This window comes from Flavobacterium sp., from assembly GCF_049318325.1.
In the GTDB taxonomy this organism is placed as follows: Bacteria; Bacteroidota; Bacteroidia; order Flavobacteriales; family Flavobacteriaceae; genus Flavobacterium.
The window spans coordinates 1-11,713 of sequence record NZ_JBMOGQ010000066.1 but is presented as its reverse complement, the minus strand read 5'-3'; the positions used below and the strand labels follow the sequence as shown (position 1 = coordinate 11,713).

General features: G+C 34.6%; 10 protein-coding genes. 3 read left to right on the top strand and 7 right to left on the bottom strand.

Annotated elements, in window-relative coordinates; all coding sequences use genetic code 11:
* Nucleotides 1-886, top strand: an 886-nt coding sequence (locus tag ACOYLP_RS07285; protein WP_422855523.1) for an FAD-binding oxidoreductase, incomplete at its 5' end; no start/stop codon positions are given.
* 443 nt (nt 887-1,329) lie between these two features.
* Here the strand turns inward: ACOYLP_RS07285 and ACOYLP_RS07280 are convergent.
* The 7 genes from ACOYLP_RS07280 to ACOYLP_RS07250 all read right to left on the bottom strand — a co-directional run bounded on the left by ACOYLP_RS07280 (nt 1,330) and on the right by ACOYLP_RS07250 (nt 9,758).
* Entirely contained in the window at nt 1,330-1,461 is a 132-nt protein-coding gene (locus tag ACOYLP_RS07280) for a hypothetical protein (protein WP_422855522.1), read from the bottom strand.
* Nucleotides 1,462-1,805: 344 nt separating this feature from the next.
* Nucleotides 1,806-5,150 carry a preprotein translocase subunit SecA gene (secA, locus tag ACOYLP_RS07275; protein WP_422855521.1) on the bottom strand — a complete coding sequence of 1,115 codons (3,345 nt, stop codon included), beginning with the start codon at nt 5,148-5,150 and terminating at the stop codon, nt 1,806-1,808.
* A 108-nt stretch (nt 5,151-5,258) separates the two neighbouring features.
* Entirely contained in the window at nt 5,259-5,480 is a 222-nt protein-coding gene (locus tag ACOYLP_RS07270) for a DUF2795 domain-containing protein (RefSeq protein ID WP_002986941.1), read from the bottom strand.
* A 186-nt stretch (nt 5,481-5,666) separates the two neighbouring features.
* The gene (locus tag ACOYLP_RS07265) at nt 5,667-6,236 is read right to left on the bottom strand and encodes a cob(I)yrinic acid a,c-diamide adenosyltransferase (protein ID WP_422855520.1); all 570 of its coding nucleotides are present in this window, start codon (nt 6,234-6,236) and stop codon (nt 5,667-5,669) included.
* A gap of 50 nt (nt 6,237-6,286) precedes the next feature.
* Nucleotides 6,287-6,985, bottom strand: coding sequence for an ABC transporter ATP-binding protein (locus ACOYLP_RS07260; RefSeq protein ID WP_422855519.1), 699 nt, complete (start codon nt 6,983-6,985; stop codon nt 6,287-6,289).
* A 68-nt stretch (nt 6,986-7,053) separates the two neighbouring features.
* Nucleotides 7,054-7,833: an O-methyltransferase gene (locus ACOYLP_RS07255; RefSeq protein WP_422855518.1), complete on the bottom strand. Its 780-nt coding sequence runs from the start codon at nt 7,831-7,833 to the stop codon at nt 7,054-7,056.
* 62 nt (nt 7,834-7,895) lie between these two features.
* Nucleotides 7,896-9,758, bottom strand: a complete 1,863-nt coding sequence (locus ACOYLP_RS07250) for an ABC-F family ATP-binding cassette domain-containing protein (protein WP_422855517.1) — start codon at nt 9,756-9,758, stop codon at nt 7,896-7,898.
* Between the two features lie 117 nt (nt 9,759-9,875).
* Here ACOYLP_RS07250 and ACOYLP_RS07245 point away from each other — a divergent pair, with 117 nt between their 5' ends.
* Both ACOYLP_RS07245 and ACOYLP_RS07240 read left to right on the top strand, forming a co-directional pair.
* A complete protein-coding gene (locus ACOYLP_RS07245; protein WP_422855516.1) occupies nt 9,876-11,021 on the top strand; it encodes a glycosyltransferase family 2 protein in 1,146 nt (381 codons plus the stop codon).
* Nucleotides 11,022-11,093: 72 nt separating this feature from the next.
* A partial coding sequence (locus ACOYLP_RS07240; RefSeq protein ID WP_422855515.1) for a biotin/lipoyl-containing protein occupies nt 11,094-11,713 on the top strand: 620 nt, incomplete at its 3' end.

Below are 11,713 nucleotides of genomic sequence, written 5' to 3'. Positions count from 1 at the left end.
AAATGGTGATATCATTTGGACAGGTGCAAATACTTTGAAAAATTCTACTGGATATAATTTGACACAGTTGATGGTTGGTAGCGAAGGAACGCTTGGTGTAATTACAAAAGCTGTTTTAAAATTGTTGCCAAAAAACGCTCATAATGTATTGATGCTTGTACCATTTTATGACGCAACTCAAGCTTGCGAGGCTGTTTCTGCTATTTTCCGTGCCGGAATTACCCCAAGTGCTTTAGAGTTTATGGAGCGTGAAGCCATTGATTGGACATTGCGATTTGTAGAAGGTATTAGTGTTAATGTTAAACCCGAGCATCAAGCGCATTTGTTGATTGAAGTTGATGGAAATTATACTGAAATTTTGATGCTTGAAGCCGAAAAAATCATGTCAGTTCTCGATCAGTATGATATTGATGAGGTTTTGTTTGCCGACACTGAAGACCAAAAAGCAGCTTTGTGGAAAATAAGACGTTCCGTAGCGGAAGTCGTTAAATCTAATTCAATTTATAAAGAAGAAGATACGGTTGTCCCAAGATATATGTTGCCGGAATTACTATCCGGAATTAAGAAAATAGGCGAGAATTATGGTTTTAAATCGGTTTGTTATGGTCATGCCGGTGATGGAAACCTGCATGTCAATATTATTAAAGGCGATATGACCGATGACAATTGGAGAACCCAAGTGACATTGGGAATTCGTGAAATATTTGAATTAACGGTTTCTTTAAAAGGAACACTTTCCGGTGAACACGGTATTGGTTATGTACAAAAGAACTATATGAATATTGCTTTTTCCAAAGTACATTTGGAGTTGATGGAAAGTATTAAACGTGTCTTTGACCACAATAACATTCTTAATCCGGGAAAAATTTTTCCAGACGAACTTTAACCATTAAGTCCACTATGAATGCGCAAAGCTCACAAAAAATATTTCTTTGTGAGCTTTGTGGTTAAAAGAATTAATCTCTTTTAGGAGAATTTTTCTTTTCGCGTTTTTCCGCTTTTTTTTCTTTTGCCGTCTTCTGAGGTTCTTTCTTTACGGCTTTCTGAACGTCTTTTCCTTTTGCCATGGTATAAATATTTTTGATTAGTTACTAAATAGTAAGATAAAGGTAGATACTATTTTTTTATAAACCCAATTCTTTTTTTATGCTTTCGCCAAAAATTGTTTGAAAAGAAGTTAACTGATTGGCATCATCCAAGTTAAAAAACTACCATTCATTGATGATCGTTTCATCCATAACGGCTAAATAATTAGTTGTTCTTTTTTACTCTAAAGAAATTTCTTTTAGGTTCAAAAGTCACTTCCTTACTTCTGTTGATCTGCTTTAACTAATTTGCTATAACTGGAGCGGCTTCTGTAGTTAATTTGGTTTCAAAAATGTAGCGCATCGGATTTTGAAATGTAACCACGCAAAACGATTTTCCTTCAATTTTCTTTACCACACCATATTGAAAAGGCAAAGGCTCCAATTATTCACGCAAACGGTATTCTTCATTTTCATAGTATTTATCTAGTTTTTACAGCAGTATATCTTTACCAATAGTTTGCACCATTACCGGATGGGATAATGAAACGATAGTTTCAAAATCCATTAAATAATTCGCTTCGTAATATTTTTAGTAGCTATTTTTAAACTTTCGGTAGATTGTGAAAAAGTAACAATACAAAAGAAAAGGAGTAGGATTGATATTTTTTTTTCATTTCTATTCAATAAGATATTGAAATATAAAAAATCCCCAATAGTAATTACCATTGAGGATTATATTATTCACAGTCAGTTAACTGTGACTGTGGCTCAAAACTATTAGTTAACCAAAACCCATTCACCAGAACCCAACATACTTTCGGCTTTCTTGAATTTCATGCTTTCGGTTTTGCCGCTCATTACATGTTTAATCGTAACAGTATCATTACGGTTAATTTTGGGAGTTTCGCGAACAATGGTCTCAGTTACTTGCGGACGTTGAGAAGTCGCCTGACCTGCCTGAAGATTTGCACTTTCGCTACTTTCTATTTCGTCTTTACTTTCAGTGTAATTTTGTTTTTGACGTACTTGTCGTGCTTCTTGGAAATTATTGTTTTGTTGTGGCAAATCGCCTTTAAACAAGAACGAAATAACTTCTTTATTTACACCACCAAGCATTGTTCTAAACAAGTTGAATGCTTCTAATTTATAGATTAGCAAAGGATCTTTTTGTTCGTGTACAGCCAACTGAACAGATTGTTTTAATTCGTCCATTTTGCGCAAATGCTTTTTCCAGGCTTCATCAACAATGGCTAGAGTGATATTTTTTTCAAAATCGGCAACTAATTGTACGCCATGTGTATCATATGCTTTTTTCAAATCGGTAACTACATTTAATGTCTTAATTCCATCCGAAAACGGAACTATAATTCGCTCAAAAGTGTTTCCTTCTTTTTTGTAAACATCGGTAATTATTGGCAATGCTTCTCGAGCACTTCTTTCGGTTTTTTCTGTATAATAAGCCATAGCAGCTTTATATACTTTACCTGTAATTTCCATTTCAGATAATTTCTCAAATTCGGCAGCCGAAATAGGAGAAGTTATAGAGAAATAACGAATTAATTCAAATTCAAAATTTTTGAAATCGCTTCTGCCTTTATTTTCACTTATGATTAATTCACAAGTATCATACATCATATTAGCAATATCCAGTTTTAGTCGCTCACCAAATAAGGCGTGACGACGACGTTTGTAGACTACTTCACGCTGTGCATTCATTACATCGTCATATTCAAGCAAACGCTTACGTGTACCAAAGTTGTTTTCTTCTACTTTTTTCTGTGCACGCTCAATAGATTTGGTCATCATTGAATGCTGAATCACTTCACCTTCTTTCAATCCCATTTTGTCCATGATTTTGGCTACCCTGTCTGAACCAAATAAACGCATCAGGTTATCTTCCAAAGAAACATAAAACTGAGAACTTCCCGGATCACCCTGACGACCGGCACGACCTCTCAACTGACGATCCACTCGACGCGAATCGTGACGTTCTGTACCGATAATTGCTAAACCACCAGCTGCTTTTACCTCAGGAGTTAACTTGATATCAGTTCCACGACCGGCCATATTAGTTGCAATTGTTACTACACCAGGTTTACCAGCTTCTTCAACAATTTGTGCTTCTTGTTTGTGCATTTTTGCATTCAATACATTGTGATTTACGCCACGTATTTTCAGCATTCGACTTAATAATTCTGAAATCTCAACCGATGTTGTTCCAATCAGAACAGGTCTTCCGGCTTGCGATAATTGGGTTACATCTTCAATTACTGCATTGAATTTTTCACGAACCGAACGGTAAATCAAATCTTCTCTATCAATTCTTGACATACCGCGATTCGTTGGAATTTCGACAACATCTAATTTGTAGATTTCCCAAAGTTCACCTGCTTCTGTAACTGCTGTTCCCGTCATACCCGCTAATTTGCTGTACATACGGAAATAATTCTGTAACGTAATCGTAGCAAATGTCTGAGTTGCTGCTTCAATCTTAACTTGCTCTTTGGCTTCAATCGCCTGGTGTAATCCGTCAGAATAACGACGACCATCCATTATACGACCTGTTTGTTCATCGACAATTAAAATTTTATTGTCCATGATAACATATTCTACATCTTTTTCAAAAAGGGTATACGCTTTTAATAATTGTGTAAGTGTGTGAATTCTTTCTGATTTTATGCCAAAATCTTGAAATAGTTTTTCTTTCGCTTCTGCCTCTTTATCTTTTTCAAGGTTTTGTTTCTCGATATTCGCTATTTCGGTTCCGATATCCGGTAGTATAAAGAAATTTTCATCAGTATCCCGAGAAAGGAATTTTATTCCACTATCAGAAAGTTCCACTTGATTATTTTTCTCTTCGATTACAAAGTACATTGCTTCGTCAACTTCCGGCATTTTTCGGTTGTTGTCTGCCATGTATTCGTTTTCTGTTTTTTGCAGTAATTGTTTTACACCTTCTTCACTCAAGAATTTGATAAGTGCTTTGTTTTTAGGTAATGCTCTATAAGCTCTTAGTAAATGAAAACCTGCATCTTTCATGTTTCCTTCTTTAAAAAAACGCTTGGCTTCAGTTAAAAATCCGTTGGCTAATTGACGCTGTAAATTATAAAGGTTTTCAATTTTTGGTTTCAGTTCGTTAAACTCATGACGGTCACCATCAGGAACTGGTCCTGAAATAATTAACGGAGTTCTAGCATCATCAATCAATACTGAATCCACCTCATCGACTATGGCGTAGTTGTGTTTCCTTTGCACCAAATCTTCAGGCGAATGTGCCATATTATCACGTAAGTAGTCGAAACCAAATTCGTTATTGGTACCATAAGTAATATCCGCTTCGTAGGCTTTTCTTCTAGCATCTGAGTTTGGCGAATGATTGTCAATACAATCTACTGTCAATCCGTGGAATTCGAATAAAGGAGCTTTCCAGGTGCTGTCACGTTTTGCTAAGTAGTCATTCACTGTTACTAAATGTACACCGTTTCCGGTCAACGCATTTAAGTAGATAGGGAGAGTTGCTACCAAAGTTTTTCCTTCACCAGTTTGCATTTCTGCAATTTTTCCTTCGTGTAATACGATACCTCCAATTAACTGTACATCGTAGTGAATCATATCCCAAGTGATTTCTTTTCCGGCCGCATTCCATTGGTTTGACCAATTAGTTTGGTCACCGACTAAAGTTATGTAAGGTTTTGTAGCTGATAATTCTCGGTCTTTCTCAGTTGAGGTAACAGTAATAGTTGTGTTTTCTTTGAAACGACGAGCTGTTTCTTTAATAACGGCAAAAGCTTCCGGGAGTATTTCTATTAATACTTTTTCCGAGATTTCGTAAGCTTCTTTTTCTAAAGAATCAATGGCATTGTAAATATCTTCTCTTAAATCAATATCGACAGTGTTTTCTGCTTCTTGTTTTTTTGCTTCTATTTCAGCATCTTGTTTAGCACGGGCTTGTTTTATTCTTTCTTTGAATTCTACTGTTTTAGCTCGTAACTCATCATGAGAAAGTGAGGCTAATATAGGTTCTAAAGCTTTAATCTTGTTTATGTATGGTTGTGTAGCTTTGACATCTTTTTGAGATTTGTCGCCTACAAAAGCTTTTAAAATGCTATTTATGAAACTCATAATTGGGTTTGTATTATATATTTTTAAAAATCCCGATTCTTAGGGATGCAAATTTAAACAAAAAAAAAGCCCTAAATGGACTTTTCTCTGTTGTGTTTTTTTATTTTTTTAATATTCATCCTCGTTCCAAAGATAATCTTCGTCGGTAGGATAATCGGGCCAAATTTCTTCCATAGATTCGTAGATTTCTCCTTCGTCTTCTATAGATTGTAAATTCTCAACTACTTCAAGAGGCGCGCCGGTTCTTATGGCGTAATCTATAAGCTCGTCTTTGGTTGCTGGCCAGGGTGCATCACTTAAATACGATGCTAATTCTAATGTCCAATACATCTTCTCTCGATTTTTAATTTAATGCAAAAATAAATTTATTACTGAAAAAGTCAAGTTTTTTTTGATTTATTTTTAAATATGTTTAAGAACGTATTAATTTTTGATTTAAGCACAGTGATTTTTGATTTTAGATTTCAATTTTTATGTAGATATTTTAATTCTAAAATAATCAACAATCTTAAATCATTACTTCCTCGGAATCCATTGTACTTCATCAGCATTCAGGTCCCTGGACAACTTCCGTGCCAAGACAAAAAGATAGTCAGAAAGTCGGTTTAGGTATTTTATAGCGATAGCAGCAACAGGCTCGTTATGACTTAAATGCACTGCTAAACGCTCTGCTCTTCGACAAACACAGCGCGCAATGTGACAATATGACACAGTTGTATGACCTCCGGGTAAAACAAAATGGGTCATTTGAGGTAAGGAATCTTCCATTGAATCGATTTCTTTTTCAAGAAGCTCAATGTCACTTTCAATAATACCAAGGTTTTGCAATCGTTTCTGGCCGTTTTTTAATACTTCATTTTCTGGAGGAGTTGCTAGTATAGCACCAACGGTAAATAATCTATCCTGAATTTCAATTAGAACATCTTTGTAATGCTGATCTATTTTTTGGTCGCGAATTAATCCTATATAGGAGTTTAATTCATCAACAGTGCCATAGCTTTCAATTCGAGCATGGTCTTTTGGGACACGAGTTCCTCCAAATAATGCTGTAGTTCCTGTATCTCCGGTTTTAGTATAAACTTTCATGTTGATTTATGATTTCAGAATGGAGCTCAAAGGTAACAAAAAATCAAATCCTATAAATGATTCGTATTTAGAGTGTCGCTTTCAATGATTCCGTCTTTTAAACGAATGACTCTATGAGCATATTTAGCAATGTCTTCTTCGTGTGTAACTATTATAACAGTATTACCGTTTTTATGAATATCATTAAAAAGATTCATAATTTCTATCGAAGTTTTACTATCGAGATTTCCAGTTGGTTCATCGGCCAAAATAATGGAAGGCTTGTTGACTAAAGCTCGGGCAATAGCGACACGTTGGCGTTGTCCTCCCGAAAGTTGATTGGGTTGGTGATCCATTCTATCAGCAAGATTAACTTGAGCTAGAACATCTGTAGCGCGTTCGTTTCTTTCCGATTTGGAGTAACCTGCATAAATCATTGGTAAAGCTACATTATCTAAAGCTGTAGTTCTTGGTAAAAGATTGAAGGTTTGAAAAACAAAACCAATTTCTTTGTTTCTGATTTCGGCTAAATCGTCATCATGCATTTGGCTAACGTCTTTTCTGTTAAGGATGTAAGTTCCCGAAGTTGGTGTGTCAAGACAACCCAAAAGATTCATTAGAGTAGATTTTCCAGAACCTGACGGACCCATTAACGCTACATATTCCCCTTTGTTGATTTGTAAATCGATGCCTTTTAAAACATTGATGGTTTCATGACCGAGTTGAAAATCTCTCGTCAATTTTTTGATATCTATTAATGGATTTGCCATTGATAAGGGAACTTTAAGGAATTAATAATCTAAATATAAGTAATCAATATCTTTTTTTGTTACAATTTTCATACTCTAATCACAAAATGCTCCTTTGGTTGTTCTGTTCTGAAGAAAACAATTCCCCATTGAAACGTATCAATTGTTACTGTAACTTTCGGGTGATTTTTTATAACTTCCCAAGCTGCTTCCATAGCTGGCGACCAATGTATATCATCAAAAATCCAAACAGTTTCGTTGGTAATTGTTGGTAAAAGCAAATCAAAATATTCTAAAGTGGCTTGCTTGGAATGATTGCCGTCGAAATAGATCAATTGATAATTGATAATTGCTAATTGATAATTTTTTAGATAAGATGAAAATTCTGTTTTGATTGACGTAATGTTTTTAAAACCAAATTCCTCAAATTGTTTTTGAGCCACATGAAATGTATTAGAACATCCTTCTATTGTACTGATTTTAGATTTTACATTTCCAAGCAAAAGGGCAGAAGTAGCTAATCCTAAAGAAGTTCCAATTTCTAAAATGCTTTCAGATTGAAAATAATTAGTAATTCTGAAAAGCAATTCTGCTCTTCTTTTACTTATACCGGCATTCCTGGCTATTTGATTTATTGCTCTGGTATTGCTTTTGAAAACTCTTGAACCTGCTCCAAAATCAGTAACTTCAATGGTGTTTTTATTTTGTAAAAGAGAATTTCTATAGTTTTTTAAGATAGAATATTCGGGATATTGCTTCTTGTCATAAAAACATTTAGTCACCAAATTAAAAACAAAAGGAGAGTGCACTCCGTGTTCGTTTTTGGAGTTCCAGAGGAAGTTTAAATATGATTTTATTATTTTTAACACAGTTTTCAGTCGCAGTTTTCAGTCGCAGTTTCAGTACGCTTACTGAGACTCTAACCTTTTTATTATTCCATTTTTGAAGACAATTCAAACCAACGTTCTTCTTTAATTTCCATTTTTTTAATGATAACCTCCAGTTCTTTTGCTTTAGCCGTAATATCAGCATCGGCTACTTTACCCTCTGAAAATAAGTTTTCGATTTGTTTTTTCTCGTATTCTAAGTCTTTGATTTCGCGTTCAATTTTGTTGAATTCCTTTTGTTCGTTGAAATTCAATCCCGAAGTTGTTGGATTATTTTGCTTCCAATTTACTTTTTCAGTACTAACGCTCGATAGATTTTTAGGCTCAGCCGAATCTTCATAAGCTCTGAAATCGGAATAATTTCCGGGGAAATCTTCAATTTGTCCTTCGCCTCTGAAGATGAACAAGTGATCTACAATTTTATCCATGAAGTAACGGTCGTGCGAAACCACAAGAAGACAACCAGGATAATCCAAAAGAAAGCTTTCCAGTACATTAAGGGTTACAATATCTAAGTCATTTGTTGGCTCATCGAGAATTAAGAAATTTGGATTCTGAATTAAAACAGTACACAAATACAAGCGTTTTAGCTCACCACCGCTTAATTTTTCTACAAAGTCATATTGCTTTTTGGCATCAAACAGGAAACGTTCCAACAATTGCGAAGCTGAAATGATTTTTCCTTTCGTTAGCGGAATGTATTCCCCATATTCTTTGATAATGTCAATTACTTTTTGTCCCGGTTTCGGATTGATACCACTTTGTGTGTAATAACCAACTTTAATCGTATCGCCAATAACCACTTTCCCTGCATCGGGAAGCATAGTTTTGGTTAGTATATTTAAGAAAGTTGATTTTCCGGTTCCGTTTTTTCCGATGATTCCAATGCGTTCACCACGTTGGAAGTCATAAGTGAAATTATCCAAAATGACTTTGTCTTTGAATTTTTTATACAATTTATGGAGCTCAATGATCTTGCTACCCATGCGTTCCATGTTGATTTCAAGCTCAACTACATTCTCTTTTCTTCTGCTTTCAGCAACAGCTTTGATTTGGTAAAAATCATCCTGACGCGACTTTGATTTGGTTGTTCTTGCTTTTGGTTGTCGACGCATCCACGCCAATTCTTTTACGAAAAGGTTTTGTGCTTTATCGATAGTAGAATTTTCTATAGCAATTCGCTCTTCCTTTTTTTGAAGATAATACGAATAATTGCCTTTGTATTGATAGAGTTTTCCGTTATCAAGTTCAATGATTTCGTTACAAACACGTTCCAAAAAGAAACGATCGTGAGTTACCATAAACAAAGTAATGTTTTCTTTTGCAAAATAACTTTCCAGCCATTCAATCATCTCTAAATCAAGGTGGTTAGTTGGCTCATCTAAAATCAATAAATCAGGACGATTAATCAAAATAATAGCTAAAGACAAACGCTTCTTTTGTCCGCCGGAAAGACTTTTCACTTTCAGTTTTAGATCGTCTAGTTTTAGTTTGGACAAGATTTGTTTGAACTGCGTTTCAAAATCCCACGCATTGTGTCTGTCCATTTCATCAAAAGCCAATTGGTACTTTTCTTCATCTTCTGGGTTTTCTAATGCTTTTTCATATTGCTCAATCACATGCAAGATTTCATTATCCGAAGCAAAAATACTTTCCTCAATAGTCAGTTCATCTTGCAAATTATTTTTTTGAGAAAGAAAAGCCATTTTCAATCCTTTTCTAAGTATAACTTGTCCCGTGTCGGGCTCATCTTCGCCATTAATAATGTTCATAATACAAGTTTTTCCTGAACCATTTTTAGCAATGAAAGCAATTTTTTGGTCTTTATTGATGCCGAAAGAGATTTCTTTGAACAAGGTTCTTTCTCCAAAGGATTTTGATATATTTTCTACTGAAAGGTAATTCATGGATTAATTTGAAAATGAGGTAATTTGAAAATAGTAGTTGCAAAAGTAAGTTATTTAAGCAGTAATCAAAATCATCAAATCATCAAATCATCAAATTGATTCTATTATATTTGTCAAATGCAACTATCTGTCATCATTCTTAATTACAATGTGCGCTACTTTTTGGAGTTGTGTGTGTTGAGTGTGCAAAAAGCTATTCAGAATCTGGATGCCGAAATCATTGTGATTGATAATAATTCTTCGGATGACAGTTGTATGATGATGAAACAGCGTTTCCCGAATATAAAACTTATTGAAAACAAAGAAAACTTAGGTTTTCCTAAAGGCAATAACATCGGAGTAGTCCAAGCCAAAGGCGAATACATATGCATCTTAAATCCAGATACGGTCGTTGCAGAAGATACTTTTGAAAAAATTCTAAACTCGAAACTAGCAATCCACAACTCGCAACTCGGAATCATAGGTTGCAAACTTATAGACGGAACCGGAAACTTTCTTCCCGAAAGTAAACGCGGTATTCCGACACCTTGGGTGGCGTTTACCAAGATTTTTGGATTGTATAAGTTGTTTCCGAAGTCATCACTTTTTAATAAATATTATGCTCAACATTTAGACGAAAATCAAACAGGGAAAGTTGATATACTTGTAGGAGCTTTTATGGTGATGAAGCGCGAATTGTATAATGAGCTTGGCGGTTTTGACGAAAATTGTTTTATGTACGCAGACGATATTGATTTGAGTTATAGGGCACTCCAAAATGAAAAATCCAATTACTACTTTGCTGATTCAACAGTTATCCATTACAAAGGTGAAAGCACAACTAGGGATCAAAAATACATGAAGCATTTTCAAGAAGCGATGCAATTTTTCTATAAAAAGCACTTTCGAAAATCAATTGTGTTTGACTGGATGATGCAAATAGGAAGTTTTATTTTTAGTAAAATTAAAAAAAACCAACAGCACAACAGAGTCTTTTATGCTGATCAAACTGTTATTTTTTCCAATGAACTTTTAACTTTCCCATACGTTACTGAAACGCTTACGTATTCAATATTTGAAGAATTAAAAATTAATCCATCCATTAAGTACGAATTGGTATTTGATATTCAGTCGTTTTCATTTTATGAAATAATAAATTATATGAATACAGTTAGAGCAATAAACATCACTTTCAAAATGTTTCTACCTGAGTCAAATTTTTTAATAGGAGGCAATAACGCAAACGATAAAGGAATAATTATAAATTTATCAAAAATTGAATAATTCTTATTATTTGCTCAAAACAATTAGTATTTTTGCAATCAAAATTAAACAACACAACTTTAGTTTACACATATGGCAAAGTTTGAATTGAAATTACCAAAAATGGGTGAAAGTGTTGCAGAAGCAACCGTTACAAATTGGTTAAAAAACGTAGGCGATAAAATCGAAGCCGATGAAGCTGTTTTGGAAATAGCAACTGATAAAGTTGATAGCGAAGTTCCAAGCGAAGTTTCCGGAACATTAACCGAAATTTTATTTCAGGTAAACGATGTTGTAAAAGTAGGACAAACCATTGCTATTATTGAAACTGAAGGAGGCGCAAGTGCTCCCGCTCCTGTTGCGGAAGCTAAATCAGAATCTACTTCAACTCCAGCTGTAGAAGAAGTATTAAAAACTGTAGAAGTAGCTCAAGCTGTTTTGGCTCCTGCCGATTTCAAATCATCTGATAAATTTTATTCTCCTTTAGTTAAAAACATAGCTACTGCAGAAGGAATTTCTTTAACAGAATTAGAATCAATTGTTGGTTCAGGAAAAGATGGAAGAGTTACTAAAGAAGATGTTTTAAACTATATTAAAAACAGAGGAAACCAACCAAATGTTGTCCAACCGACAACCGACGACCGACAACCGACAACCGTTATCAAACAACCGACAACTCAAGCCGTACCGGTTTCAGTGAACGGTGGAGACGA

What these genes read in the sequence shown, in the direction of transcription:
- secA (WP_422855521.1), bottom strand. Translation starts at nt 5,150, where the DNA reads ATGAGTTTCATAAATAGCATTTTAAAAGCTTTTGTAGGCGACAAATCT.
- ACOYLP_RS07270 (WP_002986941.1), bottom strand. Translation starts at nt 5,480, where the DNA reads ATGTATTGGACATTAGAATTAGCATCGTATTTAAGTGATGCACCCTGG.
- ACOYLP_RS07265 (WP_422855520.1), bottom strand. Translation starts at nt 6,236, where the DNA reads ATGAAAGTTTATACTAAAACCGGAGATACAGGAACTACAGCATTATTT.
- ACOYLP_RS07260 (WP_422855519.1), bottom strand. Translation starts at nt 6,985, where the DNA reads ATGGCAAATCCATTAATAGATATCAAAAAATTGACGAGAGATTTTCAA.
- ACOYLP_RS07250 (WP_422855517.1), bottom strand. Translation starts at nt 9,758, where the DNA reads ATGAATTACCTTTCAGTAGAAAATATATCAAAATCCTTTGGAGAAAGA.
- ACOYLP_RS07245 (WP_422855516.1), top strand. Translation starts at nt 9,876, where the DNA reads ATGCAACTATCTGTCATCATTCTTAATTACAATGTGCGCTACTTTTTG.